Annotated in this window: 28 protein-coding genes; 13 read left to right on the forward strand and 15 right to left on the reverse strand. The window is 72.6% G+C overall.

What is annotated here, in order from left to right; genetic code table 11:
- Positions 1-211: 211 nt before the first annotated feature.
- Positions 212-1,414, reverse strand: a complete 1,203-nt coding sequence (locus CCN39_RS11720) for a lipopolysaccharide biosynthesis protein (protein WP_086841207.1) — start codon at positions 1,412-1,414, stop codon at positions 212-214.
- Positions 1,415-1,484: 70 nt separating this feature from the next.
- On the opposite strand from CCN39_RS11720, the gene CCN39_RS11725 reads away from it, so the two are divergent.
- Positions 1,485-3,167 carry an MmpA family trehalose lipid delivery protein gene (locus tag CCN39_RS11725; protein ID WP_086841209.1) on the forward strand — a complete coding sequence of 561 codons (1,683 nt, stop codon included), beginning with the start codon at positions 1,485-1,487 and terminating at the stop codon, positions 3,165-3,167.
- Between the two features lie 3 nt (positions 3,168-3,170).
- Positions 3,171-3,353 carry a hypothetical protein gene (locus CCN39_RS11730; RefSeq protein WP_086841256.1) on the forward strand — a complete coding sequence of 61 codons (183 nt, stop codon included), beginning with the start codon at positions 3,171-3,173 and terminating at the stop codon, positions 3,351-3,353.
- A gap of 896 nt (positions 3,354-4,249) precedes the next feature.
- Here CCN39_RS11730 and CCN39_RS11740 read toward each other — a convergent pair.
- Positions 4,250-5,482, reverse strand: a complete 1,233-nt coding sequence (locus CCN39_RS11740) for a glycosyltransferase (protein WP_086841211.1) — start codon at positions 5,480-5,482, stop codon at positions 4,250-4,252.
- Positions 5,483-5,642: 160 nt separating this feature from the next.
- Here CCN39_RS11740 and CCN39_RS11745 point away from each other — a divergent pair, with 160 nt between their 5' ends.
- Positions 5,643-6,338, forward strand: coding sequence for a class I SAM-dependent methyltransferase (locus tag CCN39_RS11745; RefSeq protein ID WP_086841213.1), 696 nt, complete (start codon positions 5,643-5,645; stop codon positions 6,336-6,338).
- Here CCN39_RS11745 and pgfA read toward each other — a convergent pair.
- The gene (gene pgfA / locus CCN39_RS11750; protein WP_086841215.1) at positions 6,335-7,405 is read right to left on the reverse strand and encodes a cell envelope lipid trafficking protein PgfA; all 1,071 of its coding nucleotides are present in this window, start codon (positions 7,403-7,405) and stop codon (positions 6,335-6,337) included. The genes CCN39_RS11745 and pgfA overlap by 4 nt on opposite strands.
- A 262-nt stretch (positions 7,406-7,667) precedes the next feature.
- Here pgfA and CCN39_RS11755 point away from each other — a divergent pair, with 262 nt between their 5' ends.
- Positions 7,668-8,165, forward strand: coding sequence for a hypothetical protein (locus tag CCN39_RS11755; protein ID WP_086841217.1), 498 nt, complete (start codon positions 7,668-7,670; stop codon positions 8,163-8,165).
- A 386-nt stretch (positions 8,166-8,551) separates the two neighbouring features.
- Here CCN39_RS11755 and CCN39_RS11760 read toward each other — a convergent pair whose 3' ends face one another.
- Positions 8,552-8,983, reverse strand: a complete 432-nt coding sequence (locus CCN39_RS11760) for a RidA family protein (RefSeq protein WP_086841219.1) — start codon at positions 8,981-8,983, stop codon at positions 8,552-8,554.
- A 63-nt stretch (positions 8,984-9,046) separates the two neighbouring features.
- Here CCN39_RS11760 and CCN39_RS11765 point away from each other — a divergent pair, with 63 nt between their 5' ends.
- Positions 9,047-9,517 carry a MarR family winged helix-turn-helix transcriptional regulator gene (locus tag CCN39_RS11765; RefSeq protein ID WP_086841221.1) on the forward strand — a complete coding sequence of 157 codons (471 nt, stop codon included), beginning with the start codon at positions 9,047-9,049 and terminating at the stop codon, positions 9,515-9,517.
- Here CCN39_RS11765 and CCN39_RS11770 read toward each other — a convergent pair.
- The 4 genes from CCN39_RS11770 to CCN39_RS11785 form a co-directional block, all read right to left on the reverse strand.
- Positions 9,514-9,726, reverse strand: a complete 213-nt coding sequence (locus tag CCN39_RS11770; RefSeq protein ID WP_086841223.1) for a helix-turn-helix domain-containing protein — start codon at positions 9,724-9,726, stop codon at positions 9,514-9,516. The two genes, CCN39_RS11765 and CCN39_RS11770, sit on opposite strands and share 4 nt — an antisense overlap.
- Positions 9,726-10,205 carry a DUF2975 domain-containing protein gene (locus CCN39_RS11775; protein WP_086841225.1) on the reverse strand — a complete coding sequence of 160 codons (480 nt, stop codon included), beginning with the start codon at positions 10,203-10,205 and terminating at the stop codon, positions 9,726-9,728. The genes CCN39_RS11770 and CCN39_RS11775 overlap by 1 nt, the downstream gene beginning before the upstream one ends.
- Positions 10,206-10,261: 56 nt before the next feature.
- Complete coding sequence (locus CCN39_RS11780; RefSeq protein WP_086841227.1) at positions 10,262-11,440, reverse strand: PucR family transcriptional regulator; 1,179 nt, start codon at positions 11,438-11,440, stop codon at positions 10,262-10,264.
- Positions 11,441-11,535: 95 nt separating this feature from the next.
- Positions 11,536-12,165, reverse strand: coding sequence for a class I SAM-dependent methyltransferase (locus CCN39_RS11785; RefSeq protein WP_086841229.1), 630 nt, complete (start codon positions 12,163-12,165; stop codon positions 11,536-11,538).
- 42 nt (positions 12,166-12,207) lie between these two features.
- On the opposite strand from CCN39_RS11785, the gene CCN39_RS11790 reads away from it, so the two are divergent.
- Positions 12,208-12,675 (forward strand): nitroreductase family deazaflavin-dependent oxidoreductase, encoded by a 468-nt coding sequence (locus CCN39_RS11790; protein WP_167455040.1) that lies wholly within the window; start codon positions 12,208-12,210, stop codon positions 12,673-12,675.
- On the opposite strand, the gene CCN39_RS11795 is transcribed toward CCN39_RS11790, so the two are convergent.
- Positions 12,665-13,198 (reverse strand): GNAT family N-acetyltransferase, encoded by a 534-nt coding sequence (locus CCN39_RS11795; RefSeq protein ID WP_086841233.1) that lies wholly within the window; start codon positions 13,196-13,198, stop codon positions 12,665-12,667. The genes CCN39_RS11790 and CCN39_RS11795 overlap by 11 nt on opposite strands.
- A gap of 86 nt (positions 13,199-13,284) precedes the next feature.
- Between CCN39_RS11795 and CCN39_RS11800 the strand changes: the two genes are divergently transcribed.
- Together CCN39_RS11800 and CCN39_RS11805 are read left to right on the forward strand one after the other, a co-directional pair.
- Positions 13,285-13,869: a YdeI/OmpD-associated family protein gene (locus tag CCN39_RS11800; protein ID WP_086841235.1), complete on the forward strand. Its 585-nt coding sequence runs from the start codon at positions 13,285-13,287 to the stop codon at positions 13,867-13,869.
- A 113-nt stretch (positions 13,870-13,982) separates the two neighbouring features.
- Positions 13,983-15,188, forward strand: a complete 1,206-nt coding sequence (locus CCN39_RS11805; protein ID WP_086841237.1) for a pyridoxal phosphate-dependent decarboxylase family protein — start codon at positions 13,983-13,985, stop codon at positions 15,186-15,188.
- Here the strand turns inward: CCN39_RS11805 and CCN39_RS11810 are convergent.
- Complete coding sequence (locus CCN39_RS11810) at positions 15,182-15,574, reverse strand: hypothetical protein (RefSeq protein ID WP_086841239.1); 393 nt, start codon at positions 15,572-15,574, stop codon at positions 15,182-15,184. The two genes, CCN39_RS11805 and CCN39_RS11810, sit on opposite strands and share 7 nt — an antisense overlap.
- A gap of 151 nt (positions 15,575-15,725) precedes the next feature.
- Between CCN39_RS11810 and CCN39_RS11815 the strand changes: the two genes are divergently transcribed.
- Positions 15,726-16,919, forward strand: a complete 1,194-nt coding sequence (locus CCN39_RS11815) for a glycoside hydrolase family 18 protein (protein WP_208630213.1) — start codon at positions 15,726-15,728, stop codon at positions 16,917-16,919.
- Positions 16,920-16,977: 58 nt separating this feature from the next.
- On the opposite strand, the gene CCN39_RS11820 is transcribed toward CCN39_RS11815, so the two are convergent.
- Positions 16,978-18,141 (reverse strand): MFS transporter, encoded by a 1,164-nt coding sequence (locus CCN39_RS11820; RefSeq protein WP_086841243.1) that lies wholly within the window; start codon positions 18,139-18,141, stop codon positions 16,978-16,980.
- Between the two features lie 54 nt (positions 18,142-18,195).
- Between CCN39_RS11820 and CCN39_RS11825 the strand changes: the two genes are divergently transcribed.
- Complete coding sequence (locus tag CCN39_RS11825) at positions 18,196-18,567, forward strand: MerR family transcriptional regulator (RefSeq protein WP_086841244.1); 372 nt, start codon at positions 18,196-18,198, stop codon at positions 18,565-18,567.
- A gap of 24 nt (positions 18,568-18,591) precedes the next feature.
- Here the strand turns inward: CCN39_RS11825 and CCN39_RS11830 are convergent, their stop codons facing one another.
- Positions 18,592-19,017, reverse strand: a complete 426-nt coding sequence (locus tag CCN39_RS11830; protein ID WP_086841246.1) for a DUF5709 domain-containing protein — start codon at positions 19,015-19,017, stop codon at positions 18,592-18,594.
- 97 nt (positions 19,018-19,114) lie between these two features.
- On the opposite strand from CCN39_RS11830, the gene CCN39_RS11835 reads away from it, so the two are divergent.
- A complete protein-coding gene (locus tag CCN39_RS11835) occupies positions 19,115-19,960 on the forward strand; it encodes a cyclase family protein (protein ID WP_086841248.1) in 846 nt (281 codons plus the stop codon).
- On the opposite strand, the gene CCN39_RS11840 is transcribed toward CCN39_RS11835, so the two are convergent.
- The 3 genes from CCN39_RS11840 to CCN39_RS11850 form a co-directional block, all read right to left on the reverse strand.
- Entirely contained in the window at positions 19,957-22,263 is a 2,307-nt protein-coding gene (locus tag CCN39_RS11840; protein ID WP_244210734.1) for a putative bifunctional diguanylate cyclase/phosphodiesterase, read from the reverse strand. The two genes, CCN39_RS11835 and CCN39_RS11840, sit on opposite strands and share 4 nt — an antisense overlap.
- 88 nt (positions 22,264-22,351) lie before the next feature.
- Positions 22,352-23,170, reverse strand: coding sequence for a DUF2705 family protein (locus CCN39_RS11845; RefSeq protein ID WP_086841252.1), 819 nt, complete (start codon positions 23,168-23,170; stop codon positions 22,352-22,354).
- Positions 23,160-24,059, reverse strand: a complete 900-nt coding sequence (locus tag CCN39_RS11850; RefSeq protein ID WP_244210736.1) for an ABC transporter ATP-binding protein — start codon at positions 24,057-24,059, stop codon at positions 23,160-23,162. The genes CCN39_RS11845 and CCN39_RS11850 overlap by 11 nt, the downstream gene beginning before the upstream one ends.
- 112 nt (positions 24,060-24,171) lie before the next feature.
- On the opposite strand from CCN39_RS11850, the gene CCN39_RS11855 reads away from it, so the two are divergent.
- Positions 24,172-25,221: an amidohydrolase family protein gene (locus tag CCN39_RS11855; protein WP_167455039.1), complete on the forward strand. Its 1,050-nt coding sequence runs from the start codon at positions 24,172-24,174 to the stop codon at positions 25,219-25,221.
- 293 nt (positions 25,222-25,514) lie between these two features.
- Positions 25,515-25,702, forward strand: a 188-nt coding sequence (locus tag CCN39_RS51665; RefSeq protein WP_279629570.1) for a sigma factor, incomplete at its 3' end; no start/stop codon positions are given.

The following is a 25,702-nucleotide window of genomic DNA, read 5'->3' on the forward strand; positions in this document are numbered from 1 at the left end:
ACTCGCGTGATTGGGGCCGTAACTCGCGAGTTCCGCCTTCAATCACGCGAGTTACGGCTTGAATCACGCGAGTTCCGGCTTCAAGCACGCGGGTCCCGGCTTGGATCACGTGGGTTCCGGCTTGGATCACGGGGGTTGCGGGGCGGGTTGCGTGGGCTTTGGGGCTGCGGAAGTGTCGGTGGGCGGCGGTAGTGTGGAAATCGGGGGCTGCTCAGGCCGGTTTGCGGGGCCTGAGCTCCAGGAGTGCGCCGGCCGCGGCCAAGGCGCCGGCCGTGCAAGCCGCCGCGGTGACCACCTGGGTGGGTGAACCGTGCAGCCACGTCGTGATCAGCAACGCCTCCACGGCGACCGCCGACCACATCAGGACCGTCACGCGGCGGTCGCCGTCCGCCAGGCGGGCGTACAGCAGGATCTGGACCAGGGCCAGCATCGAGCCCGCCAGCGCGAACGGCCACACCGGCATCGTGCTCCCCGCGTACCGCGCGCCGCCGAGCACCGCCGGCAGCGATGGCCCCAGTACCAGCGAAACCAGCATGACCACCGCGTCCAGGCACGCGCAAACCGCGAGCGCCACCGGCAGCGCCCGCCGACGGTGGTCGGACACCGCGAACCGCGGCAGCACCAGCACCCCGACCGCCTGCGGCAGCCAGTACGCGATCTTCGTGACGATCGCCCCCAGCGCGTACTCGCCCGCCTCCGAAGACGGCAGCGTGTGGCGCGCCAGGACCAGGTCCAGGTTGACCAGCAGGACCAGCGCCAGCATCGCCTGCGCCGTGTGCAGCACCTCGCCGCCGTGGCGGTCGGCCCAGCGGGGACGCGGGCGGCCGCAGAGCTGCCAGCCCGCCACCACCACCGCGAGCGAACCCGCGGCCGCCCCGGCCAGCGCACCCGTCGGGGACCCCGAGATCACCAGCCCCACCAGGGAACCGCCGACCTTGCCGACGCCCTCCAGCGCGATCAGGCCCGACAGCACCGCGAACCGGTGGCTGCCCTGCAGGAGCCCGTGGAACACGCCCAGCAGCGTCAACGGCCCGAGCGCCGCCGTCACCAGCAGCGCCGGGGCCAGCGAACCCAGGTGCAGCAACAGCACCAGCAACGGGCTCAGCGTCAACGCCGTCGTCGCGACGATCGCGCTCGTCACCAGGCCGAGCGCGAACAGCGACCCCTGGGACAGCGACGGCGAGCGGGCCACCCGCAGCGCCACCACCGTCTGCAGGCCCATCGCCGGGACGACGCCGATCACCAGCACCGCCAGCAGCGAGCTGAGTTCCCCGAACGCGCCGGGCGCGAGGATCCGCGCGGCCGCCAGGCTGAGCACGTAACTGGCCGCGTTGTTGCCCGCGAGCGCGAGCGAGACGAGGATCGCCGCGACCCGGTTGCCCGTCCGGGCCGGGACTTCGGTGTCTACGCTCAACGGCGGGCTCCCGTTACCGGTGGGTAATGACCAGGGACCATAACCGCGCACGCAACGGAAAGGAAGGGCCGTGGACGCACCGAGCAGGCGGCTCGCCCTCCCCGTGCTGTCCGCCGCGCTGGCGTTCGCCGTCTGCGGGCCCCTGCTCGGGCGCGGGTTCGTCCTGAGCTACGACATGGTGTTCGCGCCCCGGCAGTACTTCGTGCCGGACGCCTTCGGGGTCGGCAGCACGCTGCCGCGGTCCGTCCCCGCCGACGCCGCCGTCGCGCTCGCCACCACCGTGCTGCCCGGCGACCTCGTCCAGAAGATCGTCCTGCTCCTGGCCGTCTTCTTCGCCGCCCTCGGCGCGGGACGGCTCGTCCCGACCGAACACCTGGGTACCCGGCTCGTCGCGGCCACGGCCTACGCCTGGACGCCGTACGTCGCCGAACGGCTGTTCATCGGGCACTGGCCGCTGCTCCTGACGTACGCGGCCCTGCCGTGGATCGTCGCCGCCGGACTCGCCGTGCGGGCGCACGAACCCCGTGGCCTGCCGAAGCTGGTGATCGCCTGCGCCCCGGCCGTGCTGACGCCGCCGGGTGGCGTCCTCGCGGCCGCCGTCATGGTCGTGGCCGCCGGTTCGCGCCGGCTGTGGCAGACGATCCCGCTCGCCATCGTGCTCAACCTGCCCTGGCTGGTCCCGACGTTCCGCAACGCCGGCGGCACGTTCTCCGACCCCGCCGGCGTCACGGCGTTCAGCGCCCGCGCCGAAAGCTGGGGCCCCGCCCTGCTGAGCGTGCTGGGCCTCGGCGGCATCTGGAACTCCCAGACGGTGCCGGAAAGCCGGGCCGTGCCACTGGTTCCCGTGCTGACGCTCGTCGTCGTCGCCCTGGCGGTCGCCGGTCTCCGGCCACTCGCGCAACGCTGGGGGAAGGCGCCGGTCGTCTCCTTGACGGCGCTCGGCGTCTTCGGCGTTCTCCTGGCTTCGCTGGCGACGCTGCCGGGTGGTGACACGCTGCTCACCGCCGCGACGCGGCACCTGCCCGGCGCCGGACTGCTGCGTGACGCCCAGAAATGGGTGGCGTGGTGGGCCCTGCCGCTCGCGCTGGGTTTCGCGCTGGCCGTCGAAGCCGCCGCGGCGAAGCTGAAAACCGCGCGGGGCCGCGCCGCGCTGGTGACGGCGGCGGCCGTCTTCCCGCTGCTGACCATGCCGGACCTCGCGTGGGGCGGCTGGGGACGGCTGGCCACCGCGCAGTACCCGGCCGACTGGCAGGCGGTGTCCGAAAAGCTCGGTGACCGGCCGGGTGACGTGCTCGTGCTGCCGCTCTCGGCGTTCCGCGGGTTCGCCTGGAACGACGACCGCACCCAGCTCGACCCGGCGCCGCGCGTGCTGCCGAAACCCGTGCTGATGGACGACACCCTGCTGGTCGGCGCCGACCGGATCGCCGGCGAGGACCCGAGGATCGGTGACGTCACCGCCGCGACGTCCGCGCGGGAGCTCACCGACGCGGGCATCGGCTGGATCCTGGTCGAACACGGGACACCCGGCTACGTCGACGCGCGGTTGCTCGCCGACGCGACGCGGGTGTGGTCGGGCGAATGGCTGACGCTGTACCGGACCCCGGGTGAGCCCGCCGTGAAAGAGATCTCGTGGACGCCCGCCTTGCTGGCGAACGGAGTAGCGCTCACGTTGCTCTGCGTCGCAGTGTTGTGCCGCATGTTACCGATGCGTACATTGGGCCGCGGCAGGATTCTCCCGCCGCGGAAGGAGTGACTCGTGGGCACGGTCATCGGCGCGATCGTCGCCGTCATCATCGGCGGCGGAGCGGCGACAGCGGGGGGCTTCGCCCTCATCACCTCTGCCGACCCGGACACCGCCGCTCCGGTGCAGCAGAAGCTCAACGCGCAGGTGAAGTACAACCCTGCCGACCACCCGCTCAAGCTGTACGGGGACCACTGACGCTCGCCTCCGACCACGCCCACCGCGTCGTCGGGCTCTACGGCGACCCCACCGTTTCCTGGAGCATCCTCCTCGAAGCGGAACTCGGCGCGGCCGCACCGGAACCGGAGAAGCTCCGGGCCCGGCTGGCGGCCGCGGTCCAGCAGTACCCGCACCTCGGACCGGTGCCGGAAATCGAGCGGATCGGCGACCTGGCGGCCGTCCGGGACCGGTTCGCTTCGGCGCCCTACGAACGCGGCGCGCCTCTGGTGCGCGTCGCCGTCGGCGAACCCACGCTCCTCATCGCGGCGCACCACGGCGCCCTTGACGGCCTCGGCCTGCTGTCCCTGCTCGGCATCCTCCTCGACGTCCCGGTTTCCTCGGCGGCGCGGGGGATCGGCGAGCGGACGGGCGGCAAACCCTTTGCCCTTTCGGCCCTCCAGCGGCTCGCTGAGGCGCTTTTCGCGCCACCGGGCCGGATCACGCCGGACCGTGGGTGCGAAGCCGCAGGGGACGTCTTCGTAGCCTGCCACGAGCCGCGCCGGCGACTGGGGGCCGCGGGGTTCGTCGCGGCCGCCGCTCGCGCCACCGAACGCTGGAACCGCGCGCACGGGGCACGCACGGCCCGGGTCGTGGCCGCGCTGGGCGCGTCGAGGAGGCCCGGCGCGGCGCCGGAACCGGTGCACGACAGCGCGTTCTTCCGGCTGCGGCTGGCGCGTGGCGCGGACGTCGCCGCGGTCCTGCGGGCGCAGCCGCCGGAGCCGGACTTCCCGGCGCGCAGCAGCCGCCTCGCCCGGCTGGGCACCCGGCTGCTGGCGAGCCGGCTCGGGTCGACGTTCCTGGTGTCCAACCTCGGTGTGGTGTCCACCGGGGACATCGTGCGGACGCTGGCGTTCTACCCGGCGGCGAGCGGCCGGTCAGGCGTGGCGTTCGGCGCGGCGACCACCGGCGACAAGACCACGGTCACCGTGCGGGCCCGCCGCAAGGACTTCGACGCGGCCGCTGCCGCCCGGCTCTTGGCCGAGTTCCGGGACGCGGTACGGGACCAGGGTGCGGGGCCGGGGGACCGGCTGCCCGGAGACGTCCCGGACCAGTGACTCGAACTGCCGGACACTGGCGTCCCAGCTGTACTTCCCGGCCCGCTCGGCGCCCGCCAGCCCCATCTCCGCGCGCCGGAGACCGTCGGCCAGCAGGCCGTCGACCTGCGCGGTGAAATCGTCGAAGTCGTCGGCCAGCAGGCCGGTCCGGCCTTCCACAATGGACTCGGTGACGCCGCCGGCGGCGCGGTAGGCGACCGACGGGACGCCGTGCGCCGCGGCCTCCATGATGACGATGCCCCAGCCCTCCTTGACCGACGGGCACAGGTGCAGCCACGAGCGCGCGAGGATCTCGTGCTTGGCCTGCTCGTCGACCCAGCCGTGCAGGACGACCCGGTCGGCGACCCCGCGCGAAGCCGCGTGGGCGCGCAGCACCTCGTCCCACGGCCCCTGGCCGACGACCTCCAGCCGCAGCGACGGCCAGCGCCGCGCCAGCCGGGCGACGACGTCGATGGCGTGCTCGATCCGCTTGTGCGGCACCAGCCTGCTCACCGCGACCAGGGTGGGCTCACTGTCCCGTTCGGACGCGCACGGCGGCGGTGCGTCGAGGCCGTTCGGGACCACCGCGACGCGCTCGCGCCCGATGCCCAGCTCCGCCAGTTCCGCCTTGGTGACCTCGGAAACCGTGACGTAGCGGCAGCGGCGGAACAGCCACGGCGCCAGCCGCGACTCGATCCACCAGCCGATCCGGCCCAGCGTCTCGCCGAGCGCGCTGATCCACTGTTCCTTGTGGACGTGGTGCACGAGCACCAGTACCGGGCAGCCGGCGACCAGCCGGGCGAAGAACGGCATGCCGTTCTGCACGTCCACCACGAGATCGGCGCGGGCCCGGCGGATCGCGCGCAGGGCGTGCGCGTACACGCCGAACTTGTTGCCGCGCCGCCGGTAGCGGACGCCGTCACGCCACTCGCCCGCCGTCGCGCCCGGGTAGGCGGCGCACTGGATCTCGACCCGGTACCCCGCTCTGGCCAGGCCCTCGGCCATCCGCTCGACGTACCGCTCCGAGCCGCCGCCTTCGGGGTGGCCGGTGTCGCGCCAGTTGAGGAGGAGCACACGAGGACGTTCCATCGGGTTATCCAAACTGTAGCGACGGTGCTAGGTTACTGGTGCGTACACCCTAGATGAACGTATTCGGGAAAGCGACGGTTCAATGGTAGGTAATCCGGTTCTCGTCGCGACGGCGCAGCCGCACCGTGCGACGCTCCGCCGTTCCGTGACCCTCTTCCGGACGTTCCTCACCGAGCAGACGGACCCGGACGGTTTCTATTCCGCGCTCGCCGCCGACTCCGTCCGGCAATTGGCCTCGCACGCTCCGTTGTCAGGGCGCACGATCCTCGACGTCGGCGGCGGCCCGGGCTATTTTTCCGACGCCTTCCGCGCGGCCGGCGCGGTCTACCTCGGCCTGGACCCGGACGTCGGCGAGCTGTCCGCCCGCGGCGAGCCGGGAGAGAACATGATCCGCGCCAGTGGCACGGAACTGCCGGTACGCAGCGGATCCGTGGACATCTGCTACTCGTCGAACGTGCTGGAGCACGTCGCCGAACCGTGGGTCATGCTCGATGAGATGTGCCGGGTGACCAAGCCCGGCGGCACGGTTTTCGCGTCGTTCACGCCGTGGTATTCACCGTGGGGCGGTCACGAGACCGCGCCGTGGCATTTCCTCGGCGGTCACTACGCCCGGCAGCGTTATGTCCGGAAACTCGGGAAGCAGCCGAAGAACAAATTCGGTGAAAGCCTCTTCCCGGTTTCGGTCGGCGCCGCACTCCGCTGGGCGAAGACGACGCCGCTCGCCGATCTGGTGGCCGGGTATCCGCGGTACCACCCGGGTTGGGCGATGTGGATCGTGCGGATTCCCGGCCTCCGGGAAATTGCGTCCTGGAATCTGGTCCTGGTGCTGCGGAGGCGCTAGCGTCCGGCGCCCACCGGTTCCCGCCGCCGCCGCGGCGGGGCCGGCGGGGCGGCCGGGCGCCGGCGGGCCACCAGGTAGATCGCCACGACGATCATGACCCCGCCGCCGATGCCGAGCCAGAGCGGGCCGGTGCTCGACAGGAACTCCAGCTTGCCCTTGTTCTGGTCGATCTGGTCGACCATCTGCGCGATCGTCTTGCCGTTGTAGGCGAGCGTCCCGTCGAACACGACGGTCGGGTTGCCGCCGGTGGCGCGCCGCAGTTCCTGGTGCTGCTGTTGCTGCTGCTTCACCTCGACCCCGGTGACCGGCTCCACCCACATCGTGTTGACGCCGCGGTAGTACAGGTCCGCGTCGACGCTCGATTCGGCCGCGCCGACGAGCGAGCCGGGCACCGACTTCGTCTCGAGCTTGGTGTCGGGGATGTTCTGGACGAACTTGTAGGTCTCGATGCCGTTCACCTCTTCGGTGCCGGCGAACCGGGCGGTGACGGCCGTGCCCGTGTTGTCGTCGTAGACCTGGTAGTCCTTCTGCTCGGTGTTGAAGGGGAACTTGAAGTTCAGGCCGGGCTGGGCCTTGTAGATGTTCTGCTCGGCCGGCTTCTCGCCGTCCTTGTCGGCCTTGTCCTTGAGTTCGGTGACGTAGCTGCTTTCCTTGGTGCACTTCGGGTCGGAATCCCCGCTCGGGACGTAGCCCTCGGAGGTGCGCCGGTCGAAGCAGACCTGCCGCTTGCTCGCGCTGAGCACCGTGCCGTCCTCGTCGTCCTTGACCTGCACCGCGAGCAGCCAGACCGCGTAGTCGGTGTCCGCGTGCATCTCGGGCCGGGCGAAGTTCGCCTGGACGCGGGCGGTCGCGGTCAGCTTCGCGTTCTCGCGGATCTCGGTGACCGGGCCGGCGCCCTTGTCGGTCACGGCGAGGACCTTGCTCGCGGTGCCTTCCAGCACCGACGTCGAATCCTGGTCGAGCGGCACCTTGGCGAGCTTCGGGTAGACGTAGGTCGGCAGCAGTACCGCCCCGGCGACCGCGAAGACCCCCAGTGCCAGCAAGATCAGGCCCAAAGCTCGTCGCAACGGTCCTCCTGGGTCAGACACAAATTACCCGGCGGTAATCAGGTGCACGGATAGTGGCCCGCGCCACGTCGCGCGTCAAAGTGTGACCGGCGGTCACAGACACCCGGTGCGACCGGAAGGTCGCATGCGCACGGCCGTTCGGACCAAGCGACCAAACATGTTTGTTCCCGGGCACAACGGGCACGGGCCCACCATCGGACGATCCCCCCGCCGCCGCGCCGGACCGAGAAGGAGAAATCCCCTTTTGCCCCAGGACCCATCGATGGTCGCCATCGCGGCGACCGCGCGCTGGCGGGCCCGGATCGTGGCGGCTGCCGCGAGCGCGGGGATCAGCATCGCCGACCCCCAGGCGGGCGTGCCCGGAATCCGGGTACTGACGTGCGCTTCGGGCGACCTCGCGGCGATCGTCCCCCGCCTGGCCCGCGACGCGGAATGCCTGCGCCCGGCGATCGGAGCGCATTCGGACTCGATCGCCGACCGCGAGCTGCGCGACGCGGTGGCGGACGTCGCGGCCCTGCTTTCGTTGCACGGAAACGTGGTCCTGGACCTCGACGCGGGCGGCCGACGGCATCGGCAGGCCCGCCCGGACGTGGTGGTGTCGGCTGGTTCGGACCGTCCTCGGTGGACGGAGCCGGCGGTGACGCTCCCGGTGGGCCGCGATCGGCGGGGTGGCCCGCTGACGGTGGCGTTGACGGCGGGCCCGGGTTTCGAGGGGGCGCTGCTGGAGCTGGCTCGTTTGGTCGAGGCCGACGCGGCTTAGCTACACCCGCCGGGGATTCGACGCGGCTTGGCGCCGCTCGCCGGAGCTTTGTGGCTTGCTTCCGCCTGCCTGAGCCCCGGAGCGGCTTGCTTGGTGCGGCTTGCCCGCCGGGCCCTGCTCGGCCGGCGTGGCTTGGCGCCGCCTGTCGGGCCTTGCGTGGCTCGGGCCGCAGGGCTCTGCTCGGCTCGCCCGCCGGGCCCTGCTCGGCCGGCGTGGCTTGGCGCCGCCTGCCGGGCCTTGCGTGGCTCGGGCCGCAGGGCTCTGCTCGGGCGGCCCGCCGACCCGGGCCGCCCGAACCGGCGCGGCAGGTGGCGCCGGGCCGCGCCCTGCCCCCGGGCTGAGCGGGGCAGGCAGGGCGCCAGCGCTGGCCCAGCGGCCGGAGCAGCTCAGTCCTGGCCGACGATCGCCGTCGCCCGGATCTCCACCCGCATCCCCGGTGCACCCAGTGCTGCCACTCCCAGCTGCGTCCAGATCGGGGCTCGGTCGCCCATTCGCTTGCGGAACTGCTCCACCATCACCCGCGTGTGGTCCTCGCCGATCGTGTCCGCCGCCGTCGGGATGTGGAACGAATCCACCGATACCACGTCCGCCCAGGTGGCTCCCGCCGTGGCCAGCGTGCGCTCGACGTTGTCGAACGCCTGGATGATCTCCTCCTCGAGGTCTGCCGGGAACACCGTGTCGTCGTCCCAGCCGCCCTGGCCGGAGATCTCGATGCGGTCGCCGATCCGGACCGCCTGGCTGTAGTGCAGGGCCGCCAGGTGGCGGGGGCCGTAGCCCGGGGTCACGAAGAACATGGGGTTCCCTTCGATTGACTTCATGCTTGAAGTCAACGTAGCACAACTTCAAGCTTGAAGTCATCGCGCGGCGGATAAGGTGCCGTCATGGGCACGGATCACGGAGGCGCGCGCTGGCTCAGCCCGGCCGAAAAGGAAGCCTGGACCGGGCTGGTCTCGCTCATCCTGCTGCTCCCGGGCCGCCTGGAAGCGCCGTTGCAGCACGAAGCCGGCCTGACGCTCTTCGAGTACCTCACCCTCAGCCACATCTCGGAGGCGCCCGAGCGCCGGCTGCGGATGAGTGAACTCGCCTACCTGGCCAACGGTTCCCTCTCCCGGCTGTCCAATGTGGTCAAGCGGTTCGAGCAACGCGGCTGGGTCGAGCGCTCGCCCGATCCCGATGACGGCCGGTACACCCTCGTCGCCCTCACCGATGCCGGGTTCGAGGTGGTCGAGACCGCCGCTCCGACGCACGTTCGCAGCGTCCTGGCGGTCCTCGACCCGCTCACCGCGGCCGACCAGCAGGCGCTCGCCCGGATCGCCGCCAAGCTGCGCGTGCGGCCCGCCGACCTGGGCTAAAGGGTGTCCTCGACCCACTCCAGCAGGTCTCCGGGCTGGCAGTCGAGCACCCGGCACATCGCTTCCAGCGTGCTGAAGCGGACCGCCTTGGCCCGGCCGTTCTTCAGCACGGCGACGTTCGCCGGCGTGAGGCCGACCTTCTCGGCGAACTCCCCGACGCTCATCTTGCGCTTGGCCAGTTCGACGTCGATGCGCACGACGATCGGCATCAGATGACCGCTTCCAGGTCGGACCGGAGCGTCGTCGCCTGGCGCAGCAGGGCGCGCATGACCACCATCAGCAGCCCGATCACCGTGATCGCCACGGTCACCAGGAACAGCAGCATCGGCATCCCCGGGTCGTCCGCGTTGAAGCCGACGAAGAGCAGCATGCCGACGAACACCAGCCACGCGGCGGCCACCGCCCACACGATCGCGTCGACCCACTTCAAGGACGCCGTGGTGAAGATCCGGTCCTTCTTGACCAGCGTCAGCAGCTTCCAGGTCGCGACGACCACCACCTCGACGCACAGCACCAGGAACACCGCGATGGCGGTCAACGGCCAGCGCAGCGGCGCGTCGTGCGGGTTCTGCTGCGTGTGGTAGGCGATCCCGCCCGGCAGCGACATCGTCTGGAACACGACGAGGACGCCGAACAGCACCACGAGGAACACCCTGAGCGCGGCAACGGCCCACTTCTCGGTAACCATGCGCCGACTATCGCCGGGTTCCTATCGAAAGTCAATCGGTAGTGATCGAAAAGCGATCAATCCGGCTCGGGCTCCAGACGCACCGACTCGAGCGCGACGTACAGCTCGCCGATGTCCACCGGGTCGGTGAGGTCGCGCTTGGTCAGCTCCTGCACGCGGCGCAGGCGGTAGCGGACCGTGTTGGGGTGCACGAACAGCCGGTCCGCGGCCTCCTTCGCCGAGCCGTGGCCGGCGAACCACGCCAGCAGCGTGTCGAGCAGGACCTTGCGCTCCGGGCGCGGCAGGGCGAGCACCCCGGCCAGTGCCGAGCGGACGACGTCGCGGGCCATCCCGGGCGCGGCCGCGACCAGCGTCGTCACCGGCGAATCGCCGAACACCACCACGCCGGCCGTCGCCGTCGGCAGGGAGCGGCGGGCGATCCGGGCCCGGTGCAGGGCGTCCGGGACGTCGGGGAAGCCGGTGAACGGCTTGCTCATCCCGGCCGCGACCGGCAGGGAGCCCAGCACGTCACGCAGCCGCCGGACGTCCTCGATCCGGTCGATCGCGACCAGGCCCGCCTCGCCACCGGGGCGCCACGCCGACCGCCAGCGCCGCGCCCGCAGCAGCGCCTCGACGGAGTCGTGCTCGTCCGGCTCGACGCGCTCGGTGACCGCGGCGACGAACATGCCCGCGGTCGGCAGGCCCAGCTCGCGGGCCGCGGCCTCCATCTCCGCCTGACCGGCGAGCCGGCCGCGCAGCAGGTCGTCGAGCAGCCGCGCGTTCGCGTGCGACGGCTCGGCCGCGACCTCCTCGTACGCGGTGGTCAGCGCCTCCGAGTAGTAGTCGATCGCCTTCCAGACGTAGGAGTTGATCTCGATCGTCCGGGCCGGGTTGAGGAACTCCGGGCCCGCGAGCTCGAGGAGCCCTTCGTAGACGAAGGTGCCGCCGATCCGGAACGCGCGCAGCACGGCGGGCAGCGGGATGCCCCGGCGCGCCTGGGCCAGGCCGGTCTTGCGGGCGGCGTCGAGGGACAGCCCGCGGCCTTCGGCCAGCGCCGTCAGCGCGCGTTCGAGGTTGGCTTCGCAGACCTGCCGCAGCTCGTCCGGGGCGGCGTCCGCCACCTGCCGGTAGAACTCGTCCTGCTCGCTGAGCAGGCGGGCGAGGCGATCGGCGAACTCGGGCAACCGGGTCAGCATCTCGCGCACCAGTTCGCGGTGTTCGCGAGAAACCGGTCTGGCCGGAGCTTCGATGCCCATTCCTCACTTTAGCTCGGGTGCGCCGCCCGGGACATGCACGAAGTTGAGCAAAATTCATGTCCGTCGGGTGATCGACGCCGTGAGGTCTTGACGGCTCAGTCCGGTTTGCGCGCGGTCAGGTAGACGTGCGGCTCCGGGCCGGCGTCGGGGTGGTCGGGGACGAACTCGGCCTCCTCCTCGCGGACGATTTCGAGGCCCGCGGCCCGCAGCCGGTCCTTGAGCGGGCCGGTGCCGAAACTGTACGCGCGGACCGGGTGCCCCATGAAGACGATGTCGACCCCGTCGACGTCGGCGGGCACGGTGGCGAAGACGAGCAGGCCGCCGGGCTTCAGCCAGGCCGCCAGGCGGCCGATCATCGTTTCCTGCTCCGCCCGGGGGAGCTGGAGCATCGAGAAGAACGCGGTGATCGCGTCCCAGCTGCCGTCCTCGAAGGACAGTCCGCGCATGTCGGCGAGTTCGAACCGGGCGGCGGGCACCTGGTTCCGGGCGATCTCGACCATCTTCGGGGCGACGTCGTAACCGGTGACGTCGTGGCCGCCGGCGACCAGGAGGTCCGCGGTGGGCCGTCCGGTGCCGGAGCCGAGGTCGAGCACCTTCGCCTCCGGCGGCAGGGCGTCGAGCAGGTCGGTGAGCGCGGCGCGGTGCGCGGTCGCGGTGCGGAAGGCGTGTTCGTAGTCCGTGCCGAGCGCGTCGAACACCTCGGCGGCGGTTTCGGGGCGGGTCACGATCGCCCACCCTGCCAGACCTAGGATCGGGCCGTGGCCGGTTTGCGGGGTGTCTTCGCCGGGTTCGGCAAGAGCAGGGCGTTCGCGGTGCTCGGGCGGGCGCTCGTGCCGGCCGACCGGGTGCTGCTGCGGATCAGCGGCGGCCGGGTCGGTGTCGGCGCGGCGGTCGGGCTGCGGACGTTGCTGCTCACGACGGTCGGGCGCCGCAGCGGTGAACCTCGCCAGGTGCCGCTGCTGTACGTCGAGCGGGCCGGTGGTTACGTCGTGATCGGCTCGAACTGGGGCGGCGAGGCGCACCCGGCGTGGTCGGCGAACCTGCTGGCGAACCCGGCGGCCACGGTCGCCCTGCACGGGCACACCATCGACGTCACCGGGCGGCTCCTGACCGGGGACGAGCGCCAGGAGATGTGGGACGCGGTCGCGGCGTACTGGCCCGCCTACGACCGCTACGCCGTGCGGGCCGAGCACCGCGAGATCCGGGTCTTCCTGCTGGAGCCGGTCAGTCGATGAGGTCGGTGTGCCGGATCCGGTACACCTGCAGCCGCAGGTTGTAGTACTTGTCGGTCTCGCCGACCCAGTTCATGCCGAGCCGCTTGGCGACCGCGATCGCCCGGGTGTTGTTCGGCCGCGCGACGGCGAACAGCTCTTCGGTGTCCTGGGTGAACGCCCACTCGATCAGCGCGGTCGCCGCCTCGGACGCGTAACCCTGGCCCCAGACGCCGGGGGCCAGCTGCCAGCTCAGTTCGAGGTCCTCTTCGAACGGTGGCAGCAGCCGGATGCCGAGGCCGCCGATCACCGCACCGTCCTCTTTGCGCTCGATCGCCCACCGGCCGCGCGGCGGCGGCAGGTTCGGCTGCGTTTCCTGCCAGGCGTGCAGCACCGCGCGCATCGCGCCGATGTCGCCGACGCGGTCCATGGCCGGGGTCAGCCAGTGCGTGACGTCTTCCGCGCCGTAGATCGCGAACGCGGCTTCGGCGTCGTCCACCGTCCAGTCCCGGATCACGAGCCGGTCGGTGCTCAACGGGGTCTCCATACCAGGACGCTACGCCGGGAGGTCGCCGATTGTTCCCGCCTTGAAGTGCTCAGAAGATGAGCACTTAAGTGCGGACCATGGGAGGCATGGAGAAGATCGATGGGGTGGCGGTGCTCGAGGTCGGATCGGTCGAGGAGTGGCGGTCGTGGCTGGCGGCGCCGCGCGAGTCGTCGGTGTGGCTGGTGATCCGGCGCAAGGGGAGCGCGGTGCCGGGGGTGCTGATCCACGAGGCGATGGAGCAGGCGCTGTGCTTCGGGTGGATCGACAGCAAGGCTTTGCGGCGTGACGCGGAGAGCACGTACCTGAGCTTCACGCCGCGGAAGCCGGGGAGCACGTGGAGCCGGGTGAACCGGGAGCGGGTGCTGCGGCTGACCGCGGCGGGGGCGATGGCGCCGGCGGGGCAGGCGATGGTGGATCTGGCGCGGCGCACCGGAACGTGGGATCTGCTGGCCGAGGCGCAGGACGGGGTGGTGCCGGAGGATCTTCGGTGCGCCTTGGCGGGGGATGCGGTGGCGTTGCGGTTCTTCGAGGGGTTCCCGCCCTCGTCGCGGCGGTTGATCCTGGAGTGGATCGCGAAGGCCAAGCGGCCGGAGACGCGGCGGCGGCGCATCGCGACGACGGTGGAGCTGGCGCGGGAGAACCGCCGGGCCGCCCACCCGAAGGCGGCTTAGCGGCTGAACAGGAGAAGGTAACATCTAACATTTCAGCCCCCAGCCGCCAGGTACAGCCGCCGCCGATCGAGAATCTCGGCGCCGGGGCCGCGAACCCGGCCTACAGTCGGCTGGTGACTGACCTGCACGCCCTCCTGGCCCGCGCCGCCGAACCCGGGCTCGTCGCCACCGCCGGGCCGCGGTTCTTCGGCTTCGTCATCGGCGGCGCCCTCCCCGCCGCCACCGCGGCGGACGTTCTGGCCGCCGGGTGGGACCAGAACGGCTTCAACGCGGTCCTCTCGCCCGCCGCGGCCGCCGCCGAAGAGGTCGCCGGTGGCTGGCTCAAGGACCTGCTCGGGCTGCCGGCCGGGGCCTCCACCGGGTTCGTCACCGGCGGACAGGCCGCGAACACCGCCGGCCTCGCCGCCGCGCGGCACCACGTGCTCGCCGAAGCCGGCTGGGACGTCGAACGCGACGGGCTCACCGGTGCCCCGCGCGTCCGCGTCGTCGCGAGCGAAGAGCGGCACGCCACCGTCGATCGCGCCCTGCGGCTCCTCGGCTTCGGCACCCGGGCCGTCGAGCCGGTCGAAGCCGGCCCGCAAGGCGCGATCGACGTCGAAGACCTCCGGAAGGTGTGCGCCGCCGGGACCGGGCCGCTGATCGTCTGCCTGCAGGCGGGGAACGTGAACACCGGCGCGTGCGACGACCTCCGCGCCGCCCGGGAAGCCGCGCCCGGTGCCTGGCTCCACGTGGACGGTGCCTTCGGGCTCTGGGCCGCCGCCAACCCGGCCACCCGGGCGCTCCTCGACGGCGTCGAACTCGCCGATTCCTGGGCCTGCGACGGGCACAAGTGGCTGAACGTCCCGTACGACTCGGGCTTCGTCTTCTGTTCCCGTCCGGACGTCCACGCCGCGGCGATCGCCTACCGGGCCGCCTACCTCACCGGCGCCGGCGAGGTAGGCGGCATGGGCGACCTGACCCTGGAGTCGTCGCGCCGCGCCCGCGGGTTCGCCGTCTGGGCGGCGCTGCGCGAGCTGGGCCGCGACGGCGTCGCCGAGCTCGTCGACCGCTGCTGCCGGCTGGCCCGCCGCTTCGCCGGAAAGCTCGCCGACGGTGGGGCCGAGATCGCCAACGACGTCGTCCTCAACCAGGTCCTGGTGTCCTTCGGCGGCGACACCGACGAAATCATCCGGAAGGTCCAGGACGACGGCACCTGCTGGCTGGGCGGCACCACCTGGCGCGGCCGCCGGTACCTGCGGATCTCGGTGTCCGGCTGGTCGACGACGGAAGCCGACGTCGACCGCAGCGCCGCGGCGATCCTCCGCCTGGCCGGTCAGTGACCTTCGCGCACCGAGAGCGAGTCGGTCCGCCAGGCGATTTCCTTCTCGCCGCCCGTCGGCCAGCTCGACGACAGCCGGCGGCGGACACTGCCCAGCGCGCCCAGCTCGGCCAGGTCCACCCCGGGGCCCTGCGCGGCCAGCGATGACACCTCGGCCGTCGTGAGGGGCACGAAGTCGAAGTACTGCGCGTCCTCGCCGCTCGACCGGTCGACGAACTCGGTGAAGATCGTGGCGAACGACTGGCCGCATTCCGGGCACCGGCGCAGCGAGACGCTGAAGTGCGACCGCTCGACCAGCCGGTGGGTCTTGTTCAGCCGGGTCGTGCAGAAGGCCAGCGCGGTCAGGGCGTCTTCGCCGGAACAGCGGGCGCAGCCGAACTCGGTCATCGGCCGATCATCGCACGGTGAATCCGCACCCGGCTGCCGAGGTACACCGAAACCCGCTGACCACACGATTCGCTCTGGTCCGCAGTGGTCTGGACCTGTTAGCCTCAGCGCGTCCGCTCGTCCGGCCGGTGAGGAGAATCCCGTGCTCCGCATGAGAAAACGCATCGCCGTCGTCGCGCTCGCGCTCGCCGGTGCCTCCGTCGTCGCGCCGCCGGCGGACGCCGGTCAGGGCCAGGGCAAGGTGATGGCCTACTTCGCCGACTGGGACGTCTACGCCCGCGGCTACCACGTCAAGGACATCGAGACGTCCGGTTCGGCCGCGAAACTGACCCACATCAACTACGCCTTCGGCAACGTGACCGGCGGCGGCTGCGCGGTCGGCGACCCGTGGGCCGACCACGACATGCCCTACGACGCCGCCACGAGCGTCAGCGGCCAGGCCGACAGCACCGAACCCGGCGCGCTGCACGGCAGCTTCAACCAGATCCGCCAGCTCAAGAAGCTGCACCCGAAGCTCAAGGTGCTGTGGTCCTTCGGCGGCTGGACGTGGTCGGCGGGGTTCACCGAGGCGGCGAAGAACCCGGCCGCGTTCGCGGAATCCTGCTACCGCCTGGTCAACGACCCGCGCTGGGCGGGCGTCTTCGACGGCATCGACGTCGACTGGGAGTACCCCAACGCCTGCGGGAACACCTGCGACACCAGCGGGCCGAAGGCGTTCACCGAGCTGGTCAAGGCGCTGCGCGCGAAGTTCGGGCGCCAGCTGGTGACCGCCGCGATCACCGCCGACGGCTCGAAGGACGGCAAGATCGACGCCACCGAGTACGGCGCCGCGAGCCGGTACCTGGACTGGTACAACGTGATGACCTACGACTACTTCGTCGCCGGCGCCAGTCCGACCGGGCCGACCGCGCCGCACTCGCCGCTGCGCGCCTACCCCGGCATCCCGACCGCCGGTTACTACGCCGACGCGGCCGTCCAGAAGCTGCGCCGCCAGGGCGTGCCGTCGGCGAAGATGTTGCTGGGTCTCGGGTTCTACGGCCGCGGCTGGGACGGCGTGACGCAGAAGCAGCCGGGCGGCACGGCCACCGGCCCGGCCCCCGGCACCTACGAAGCGGGCGTCGAGGACTACAAGGTCCTCAAGACCAGGTGCCCCGCCAACGGCAAGATCGCCGGTACGGCGTACGCGAAGTGCGGCTCGCAGTGGTGGAGCTACGACACGCCCGAGACGGCGTCGGCCAAGGCCGGCTACGCGAAGTCGCAGGGGCTCGGCGGCGTGTTCGCCTGGGAGCTGTCGGGGGACACGGCGAACGCGGAACTGCTGCGGGCCATCGCGGGCCGCTGCTGAAAAAGCTGGAGGGCCCGGGTGTGAGCGCGCCCGGGCCCTTCGTCCACTCAGGACTCGTTCAGGGCTGTGCGGGGAATCCGTGCCGCCGCGCGCCGAGCACCACGGCGAGCACCGGCAGCAGGAGCACGAGCAACGTCCAGGGGAAGGACGCCGGCCCGGCGGCGTCGAGCAGGACCCCGCCGGCCACTCCGCCCGCGGCCATCGCCGCGTTCCACAGCGTGACGAGCATGGCCTGCGCGTTGTCGGCCGCGTCGCCGCCGGCGTTCCCGGCCGCCGTCTGCAGCAGCGTCGGGACGCCACCCCAGCCGAGTCCCCACAGCGCCACGGCGGCGTAGACCAGCGCCGGGCTGCCCGCGAACACCGCCAGCAGCGTCGCCGCCACGGCGACCAGAAGGGTGCTGAGCACCGTCAGCGTCCGCAGCGCGCGGTCGATCCGGGCGCCGACGACGCCGATGCCGGCCATCGACGCGATCCCGAACACCAGCAGCACCACGTCCACCGCGTCCGCCATCCCGGCGTGGCCGAGGAAGGCGGCGACGTAGGTGTAGAGCACGGTGTGCGCCAGCACGAACACGAGCGTCACGGCGAGCACGGGCACGACACCGGGGACGCCGAGCGTGCGCAGGACGGGCGTCCGGGCCGTCGTCTGCCCGGGCCGGTCGGGGACCGCCACGGCAACCCAGCCGAGCAGCGCGACCGCGATCGCCGACATGACGCCGAACGCCGAGCGCCAGCCGAGCAGGCCGCCGAGGAACGTCCCGGCCGGGATGCCGAGCGAGAGGGCCAGCGGGATGCCCGCCATCACGATCGCGATGGCTTTGCCCTGGTGGTCCGGCACGAGCCGGCGCGCGTAGCCGGCGAGCAGCGCCCAGACGACGCCCGCGGCCACGCCGGCGACGAAGCGGGCCACCATCGTCAGCGCGTAGTCCGAGGACAGCGTCGTGACGGTGTTGGCCACCGCGAACCCGGCGATCCCGGTGAGCAGCAAGCGCTTGCGGGACCAGGCCGCGGTGGCGGCGGACAGCGGGATCGCGGTGAGCGCGGTGCCGAGCGCGTAGATCGTCACGGCCTGGCCGGCCGCGGCTTCGCCGACGCCGAGACCGGCGCTCATCCCGGGCAGCACGCCGGCGGGCAGCGCCTCGGTGAGGACGGTGACGAACGCGGCGGTGGTCAGGGCGAGGAGGGCGGTCAGCGGAAGCGTTCGAGTACGGAGGTTCGTCATGCCGCTATGCTCGAACCCTCACATTGATGTGAAGGTCTACGTGAGGTGGGGCACATGCGGATCGGTGAGCTTTCGGAGCGCACGGGGACGTCCCGGCGGCTCCTCCGGTACTACGAGGAGCAGGGCCTGATCGTCGCCGGCCGCGGCCCGAACGGCTACCGCGATTACGACGAGCCGACGGTCGACCGGGTGGTCCAGGTCCGCGGCCTGCTCGACGCCGGCCTGCCGACCCGGATCATCAAGCAGATCCTGCCCTGCCTGGACAAGCCCCGGACGATCTACTTCCCGGACGCGACCCCGGAGATGCTCGCGACGCTGGAGGCCGAGCGCGACCGGATGACCAGGCGGGCGGAATGCCTGCTGCGCAACCGCGACGCGATCGTGGAGTACCTGGCCGCGGTCCGCGAATACGAGGTCAGCCGCTGACGGACTCGGCGACGGCCCGCCGGCTCACCAGCGGCGGGACGGGTCGATCACGTGGACGGCCGCTTCCTCCGCCGAAGCAGCTCCGCCGTCGATGCCGGCGTCCGAGGCGTACAGCTCTTCGTCGGTGTCTTCGCCGAAGCCTTCGTCCGTGGCGACCAGGCGGCCCGCGCGGACGTCGCCGACCTCTTCGTCGATCAGCTCGCCGTCGGTGTCCCCGGTGTCGCCGAGCCCGTCGTCTTCGCGGTCGTCGGCCAGGTCGGGGACCTCGCGGGCGAGCCGGCCCGCCCAGCTCTCGCCCTCGGCCGTCTCGCGCGCGGTGGTGCCCCAGCCTTCGGTGGCCTGCGCGCGCTCCGGCGGAGAATAACCCTCCGCCAGCTCGTCGCGGTCGTCCAATGTGTCCTCGGGGTCGAGGATGCCGTTGTCGGCGTTGTCTTCGATGTCGTCGTCCACGGCCCCATCTTCGCGCAACTCGTTGGCCGCGCCCAGCCAGGGTGATATGACCGTGCTGAGTCGGGGCCTCACCCGACCCGGTGAAAGGTGATCCCTCATGCCGATGAGACGCAGGGTGCTGGCCGCGGGGCTGGCCGGGGTGTTCGGCGCCGCGCTGTCCGGGCGGACGGCGCAGGCCTCGGAAGCCACGGCAGCCACGGCAGCCGCGCCGCCGGTGCGGCTGGACCAGCTGAACCTGGTCAACCTGTCGCACGTCAACGACCCCGCCACGACCAACGTCTTCCCCGGGGACCCGGCCTTCGAGCTGGAGACCATCGCCACCATCCCCGACGACGGCTACTACCTGCAGTTCGTCCGCGAAGGCGAGCACACCGGGACGCACTGGGGCGCGCCTGGGCACTTCAACACCGGGGAGCCGCTCGCCGACGACATGGACCCGGCGGACCTGTTCCGGCCCGCGGTCAAGATCGACGTACGGGCGAAGGCGGCGCACAACCCGGACTACGCGGTCACGATCGACGACCTCAAGGCCTGGGAGAAGCGCCACGGCCGGATCCCGGACGAGTCCGTGGTGGTGCTGTGGACCGGCTGGGACGCCAAGTGGGGCACCCCGGCGTTCCCGAACACCGGCGCGGACGGCGTGCTGCACCAGCCGGGGTTCTCGATCCCGGCGGTGCAGTGGCTGATCGACACCGGCCGCCTGGGCCGCCGCGGCGGGACGGGCACCGACACGTTCAGCCCGGACGTCGGCACGGACGAGACGTACACGGTGTCCAAGCTGGTCTACCGGCGGCACCGGATCAGCCTGGAGATCCTGGCGAACCTGAAGGCCCTGCCGACGACGGGCGCCTGGGTCCTCGCGGGCGGCCCGATCAACCGCAACGGCGCGGGCTCGACGGCGACGATCTTCGGCGTGCTGCCGCCGGGGGTGTCGGCGGGCTAGCCGGCCGAGAGCGTCGACAGCCGCAGCGAAGACAGCGGGGCCGGGCGGCCGTAGCGGTAGCCCTGGGCGGTCGTGCAGCCCGCCCGGGTGACCAGTTCGGCCTGCTCGGCCGTCTCGATGCCCTCGGCGACCACGGCCACGTCCCAGTCCGCGCACAGGCCGACCAGCGACCGGCACAGGGCCGCGTCGCGGTCCGGGCGGACGCCCGTCGTCAGCGCGCGGTCCAGCTTGATCAGGTCGACCGGCAGCGCGTGCAGCACCGTCAGCGAGCTGTACCCCGCGCCGAAGTCGTCGAGGGCCACCCGGACGCCCAGGTCCTGCAGGCGCCGGATCGCGGCCGCGCCCGCCGCCAGGTCCGGGACCGGGACCGTCTCGGTGATTTCGACGATCAGGCGCTCCGCCGGCAGGCCGTACCGGTCCAGCGCGGACCCCACGCTCTGCTCCAGCGTGGCGGCGCCGAGCCGGCTCGCGCACACGTTCACGTGCACCGTGAGGTCGATCCCGGCCGCGGTGATCTCACGGCAGGCCAGGTCCAGCACCAGCGCGTCCAGCTCCGCGCCGAGACCGGCGCCCTCCGCCGCGCGGACGAACGTCTCGGGCGACACCGCGGTGCCGTCCCGGGTGGTCCAGCGGGCCAGCGCCTCCACCGCCACCGGCTGCTCGTCGGCCAGCCGGACGATCGGCTGGAACACCAGCGCGAAGCCCTCCGGGAGACCGCCGCGGCGCAATGCCGACGGGAAGTCCGGCGGCCCGTCCGGCGACGGGTGGTAGACGACCGTCGTGTCCTTGCCGAGCCGCTTGCCCGCGTACATCGACGTGTCCGCGCGGCCCAGCAGCACGTCGGCGGTGATCGACGGCTCGGCCGGGTCCGGCACCACCAGGCCCATGCTCGCGCGGACCGGGACCAGCGTGCCGTGCACCGCGAACGGCCGCCGCAGCGCGCTCTGGATCCGATCGGCCACCGCCTGCGGGGCGTCGACCTCGCCCTCCAGCAGGATCGCGAACTCGTCGCCGCCCAGCCGCGCGACCGTGTCGCCCGCGCGGACGCAGCTCAGCAGCCGCTGGGCGACCGCGTGCAGCAGGACGTCGCCGCCCGCGTGGCCGAACCGGTCGTTGACGTCCTTGAAATCGTCGAGGTCGACGAAGATCAGCACGAGCGCCCCGGGCCCGCCTTCGGCGCCCTGCTCGACGGCCCGGTCCAGCCGGTCGGCGAACAGCGCGCGGTTGGCCAGCCCGGTCAGCGGGTCGTGGTAGGCCTGGTGGGTCAGCTGCTGCTGGCCCTCGTACACGCGGCGCAGCAGCAACCTGTTGTCCAGCAAGGAAAGCAGCTGCCGGGCCAGCACCAGGAACACCACGAGCGCGCCGACGAACACCTCGACGCCGTCCGGGCCGGCCCCGGCCACGATCTGCACCGTGATCAGCAGCGCGACCGCGGTGACCGGCAGGTACGGCAGCGCCACCTGCCACCAGTCGACGCCGACCGGCTGGCCCGCGTCGTCGCGCCGCGCCCTGCTGGGCGTGACCAGCAAGGCGAACGCGATGAACAGCGGGCCGAGCACGAATCCCGCGTCCGACCACGGCTTCATGTTCTCCGCGCCGATGCTGACCAGGTAGGCGAACACGCTGTCGGAGCAGGCCAGCGCGACGATCCCGACGGCGGCGAGCAGCAGGTTCGCGCGGTAGGGGCGGTCCACCCGGTCGAACACGACCAGCAGCACGGCGACGACCACGACCACCAGGTCCGTCAGCGGGTAGGCGATGGCGACGGCCCAGGTCAGCGCGTCCGGCCCGGTGGCCCGGACCACCTGCCCGAGCGCCGCGGTCCAGGTGAGGATGAACAGCGAGCCGGTGACGACCAGGCCGTCGAGCACCACCGCGACGCCGAAGTGCGCGGTCCACTGGGCGGGTTGCCAGCGTTCGCGGTCCGGCCGCGCCCGCGCGTGCGCGAGCACGAACAGCGCCGGGAGCGCGAACAGCGGGAAGCTCAGGTACCCGACGTCGGCCAGCGACGGCGACGGCAGCCCACGGCCGTCGACCAGCTGGTACCAGGACCAGACGCACTGGCCGAGCGACCAGCCGGTCATGCCGATCGCGACCAGCACCCGCCACCAGCGCTGGTGGCCGCGCACCCGCCGGGCGACGACGACGCCGCAGACGACCCCGGTGATCCCGGCGCTGAGCTGCATGGCGTCGTCGACCCAGAGGGCGAACGTGTCGCCCCAGAACGCGAAGCCGTTGACCACGACCAGGGCCGCCGTGACGAAGACGAGCAGGATGGCCACTGGGTACCGCCGCACTGTCATGGCACCTCACGCGGTCACGCACGCCGGTCGGACCGGCAAACACTACACCGGGCGTGATCAAGCACAAGCGCACCGGCACCGGCGCCGGTCAGGCGATGTCGCGGCGCTGCAGCAGCCATCCGCCGAGGAGGCCGAACGCGATCAGGTACGCGGCCAGCACGGCGGTCGCCTGCCCGGCCCCGACGACCTGCTCGACCCCCGGGGCGCTCGCCCCGAACGCGGCGGCCAGTGCCCCGGCGTTCGGCCCGGGCAACGCTTTTTGCAGCTCCGCGACCCAGTCCAGCAGCGGCGCGGCGATCGACGCGAGGAGGTTCTGCACCGCGAGCAGCCACACCAGGCCCAGCCCGATCGGGAGCGCGACCGAGCGCAGGCCGATCGCCAGCAGCACGCCGAGCGCGCCCCACATGGTCGCCACCAGCCAGCCGGCGCCGAGGCCGAGCAGGACGTCGTCCACGGCGGGCCAGCTGACTGCCTGGCCTTCGAGCGACGCGACGACCGCGCTCGCCCCCGCGGTCGTCGCGAACAGCGTGAGCACGGCGGCGAGGGCGGCCAGCGCGACGGTGACGAGTTTCGCGCCGTACACCGCGGCCCGCGACGGGTGCTGCACGAGCACGGTTTTCCAGGTGCCGTAACCGTATTCGCTCCCGGCGACCAGGACGCCGAAGATCAGCGCGAGCGCGCCGACGAAGATCGGCAGCCCGCCCAGCGCGCTGCCGACGAAGGCGTCCGGCAGCATCGCGGCCAGCCCGCGGCCGCTGCCCGGTGGTCCGGACGTCGCCCCGCTCAAGCCCGCGTACGGGACGGCGTACCCGAAGGTCAGCGTCAGGACGACGGCGACGGCCAGCAGCAGCCAGGTCGCCGGACGGCGGGCCTGCTTGGTCAGCTCGGCGCGGATGTCACGCAGCATCGGGGGTCCCTCCGGTCAGGGCGAAGAAGGTCTGTTCCAGGTCGGGTTCGTGCCAGCGCAGCTCGGTGACGGTGAACCCGGCGCCGACCAGTTCGGCGTTGACCAGCCCGGCCTGCTCGGGCGCGACGTCGAGTTCGAGTGCGGTCCCGTCGAGGCGGACGCGCTCGGGGCCGAAGAGGCGGCCGAGGTGCTCGCGGGCGTTCCGGAGCGGATCGGCGACGACGCGCAGCGCGCCGCCCGCGCGCAGGTCCTCGACCGTGGTCTCGGTGACGAGCCGGCCGTGGTCGAGGACGCCGACGCGGTCGCAGATCTGCTCGACCTCGGCCAGCAGGTGGCTGGACAGCAGCACGGTGCAGCCACCGGCGGCCAGCTTGCGGAGGGTGACCCGCATGTCGGCCATGCCCGCCGGGTCGAGGCCGTTGGTCGGCTCGTCGAGCACCACCAGCTCGGGGTCCTTCAGCAGGGCCGCGGCCAGGCCGAGCCGCTGCTTCATGCCGAGCGAGTAGGTCGCGTACCGGTCCTTGGCCCGCTCGGTGAGGCTGACGACGTCGAGCACGGCGTCGACGCGCGTCCGGCGCACCCCGGCGTGGTCGGCGAGGACCCGCAGGTTGGCCCGGCCCGAGAGGTACGGGTAGAAGGCGGGGCCTTCGATCAGGGCGCCGACGCGGGCGAGGCTGCCCGGGCCGGGTTCGGCACCGAGCAGCCGGACGCGGCCGGCGGTCGGGCGGATCAGACCGAGCAGCATCCGCAGCGTCGTCGTCTTCCCGGCGCCGTTGGGGCCGAGGAAGCCGTACACCTCACCGGCGGGCACGGACAGGTTCAGCTCTTCGACGGCGGCGATCTCGCCGTAGCGCTTGGTCAGCGCGATGGTCTCCACGGGCAGGGTCACGGTGGCCTCCTTCTGGCGTCTCCCATGGTCGGGATCGGGGCCGCCGCGGGCGTCCGCCGCCGGACGGCACTTGCGCCTACGCCGGGCGGCGTACGCGCGTACGGTCGCCGTGGTGATCACGCGCATCCGGGGGTACGCGCTGCCGAGCGGCGAATACGCCGACCTCTACGCCGACGGGGACCGCTGGACGACCGACCCGGTGCCCGGCGCGACCCTGGTGGGCGAAGGCTGGCTGGTCCCCGGCCTGGTCGACGCCCACACCCACCCCGGCGCCGCGGCGCCGGGGCAGCCGATGGACCCCCGGCTGCTCCGGGAGCAGCTGCACCAGCACGTCGACGCCGGGGTCACGCTGATCCGGTCACCCGGGCTGCCGGGCGAGCCGCCGCCGTGGTTCGGCGAGGACCCCGACGTGCCGCGGGCCCGGCACGCGGGACCGTGGCTGGCGCAGCACGGCCAGTTCTTCGACGGCTGGGGCCGCCGCGCTTCCCACGCCGAGCTGCCCGCGCTGGCGGCGGCGCAGGCCGCTCGGACCGGCTGGGCGAAGATCATCGCGGACTGGCGCGTCGGGGATTCCGCGGTGCCGGTCGACGTGCTGCGCGCGGTCGTGCGCGAGGTGCACGCGGCCGGCGGGCGGGTCGCGGTGCACAGCCAGCACCCCGAGGGCGGCGCCGCGGCGGTCGCGGCGGGCGTCGACTCCCTCGAACACGGCATGTGCCTCGACCCCGGCCTCCTGGCGCGGATGGCCGCCCAGGGAACGGCGCTGACCCCGACGCTGTCGGTGCTCACGGGAAGCCTGCGGCGCCGGGAACAGGAGCCGGACAGCCCGGCCCGGACCTGGTACCTGAGCGGCGCGCGGGTGCACGGCGCACTGACGGCGGCCGCGGCGGAAGCCGGGGTGCGCGTGCTGGCCGGCACGGATTCCTTGCCGCACGGCGGGATCGTCGCGGAAATCCGGGCGTTGCTGGCCGCGGGAGTCCCACCGCACGACGCGCTGGCGGCGGCGTCGTGGAGCGCGCGGGAGTACCTGGGGCTGGGCGGCCTGGAGCCGGGTGCCCCGGCGGACGCGGTGGTCTACGACCGGGATCCGCGCGCGGACCCGGACCAGCTGGCCGACCCGGCGGCGGTGGTGCTGCGCGGCCGGTGCGTGCGGCGCCGCGGGTGACGGCGGCGCCGGGCCGGCGGTAGTTCTTCCCCAGCGGCATGCCCGGGCGAACAGCTCGTCCGGAACCCGCTCGGTCACCGAACGAGCGGTGCGACCGGCTGGCCGATGCGCAGCTGCACCAGGTGGATGGTGAGCCGTTCGTGGTGACCCGGGTCGGCGCGCCGGCGATGTCGCCCAGCTCGGGGAAGAACCGCGCGGGGTCGGGCATCCGGTTTCCTGCCGTCGTTTCGTGTCCCGACGAAACGGCCCGCCCGGGTGTGCGGTGGCGTCACGGATCGCCGCCCTGGTTCGTCATAGCCGGTGTGATCGATCCTGTGCACGAACGGCGGCAGCTGACCGGGCTCGCCTACCGGCTCCTGGGCTCGCTGAGCGACGCCGAGGACGTCGTCCAGGAGGCGTTCGGCCGGTGGTACGCCCTGTCCGGGCCGCAGCGGGACGCGATCGCGTCGCCCGCGGCCTGGCTGACGACGGTGGCCGGCCG

It is taken from the genome of Amycolatopsis kentuckyensis, from assembly GCF_002155975.1.
GTDB classification, from domain to species: domain Bacteria; phylum Actinomycetota; class Actinomycetes; order Mycobacteriales; family Pseudonocardiaceae; genus Amycolatopsis; species Amycolatopsis kentuckyensis.

Coding starts and splice junctions, on each gene's coding strand:
- CCN39_RS11755 (WP_086841217.1), top strand. CDS start 7,668: ATGGTCGCCATCGCGGCGACCGCGCGCTGGCGGGCCCGGATCGTGGCG.
- CCN39_RS11760 (WP_086841219.1), bottom strand. CDS start 8,983: ATGAAGTCAATCGAAGGGAACCCCATGTTCTTCGTGACCCCGGGCTAC.
- CCN39_RS11765 (WP_086841221.1), top strand. CDS start 9,047: ATGGGCACGGATCACGGAGGCGCGCGCTGGCTCAGCCCGGCCGAAAAG.
- CCN39_RS11770 (WP_086841223.1), bottom strand. CDS start 9,726: ATGCCGATCGTCGTGCGCATCGACGTCGAACTGGCCAAGCGCAAGATG.
- CCN39_RS11775 (WP_086841225.1), bottom strand. CDS start 10,205: ATGGTTACCGAGAAGTGGGCCGTTGCCGCGCTCAGGGTGTTCCTCGTG.
- CCN39_RS11780 (WP_086841227.1), bottom strand. CDS start 11,440: ATGGGCATCGAAGCTCCGGCCAGACCGGTTTCTCGCGAACACCGCGAA.
- CCN39_RS11795 (WP_086841233.1), bottom strand. CDS start 13,198: ATGGAGACCCCGTTGAGCACCGACCGGCTCGTGATCCGGGACTGGACG.
- CCN39_RS11800 (WP_086841235.1), top strand. CDS start 13,285: ATGGAGAAGATCGATGGGGTGGCGGTGCTCGAGGTCGGATCGGTCGAG.
- CCN39_RS11810 (WP_086841239.1), bottom strand. CDS start 15,574: ATGACCGAGTTCGGCTGCGCCCGCTGTTCCGGCGAAGACGCCCTGACC.
- CCN39_RS11815 (WP_208630213.1), top strand. CDS start 15,726: ATGAGAAAACGCATCGCCGTCGTCGCGCTCGCGCTCGCCGGTGCCTCC.
- CCN39_RS11820 (WP_086841243.1), bottom strand. CDS start 18,141: ATGACGAACCTCCGTACTCGAACGCTTCCGCTGACCGCCCTCCTCGCC.
- CCN39_RS11825 (WP_086841244.1), top strand. CDS start 18,196: ATGCGGATCGGTGAGCTTTCGGAGCGCACGGGGACGTCCCGGCGGCTC.
- CCN39_RS11835 (WP_086841248.1), top strand. CDS start 19,115: ATGCCGATGAGACGCAGGGTGCTGGCCGCGGGGCTGGCCGGGGTGTTC.
- CCN39_RS11840 (WP_244210734.1), bottom strand. CDS start 22,263: ATGACAGTGCGGCGGTACCCAGTGGCCATCCTGCTCGTCTTCGTCACG.
- CCN39_RS11845 (WP_086841252.1), bottom strand. CDS start 23,170: ATGCTGCGTGACATCCGCGCCGAGCTGACCAAGCAGGCCCGCCGTCCG.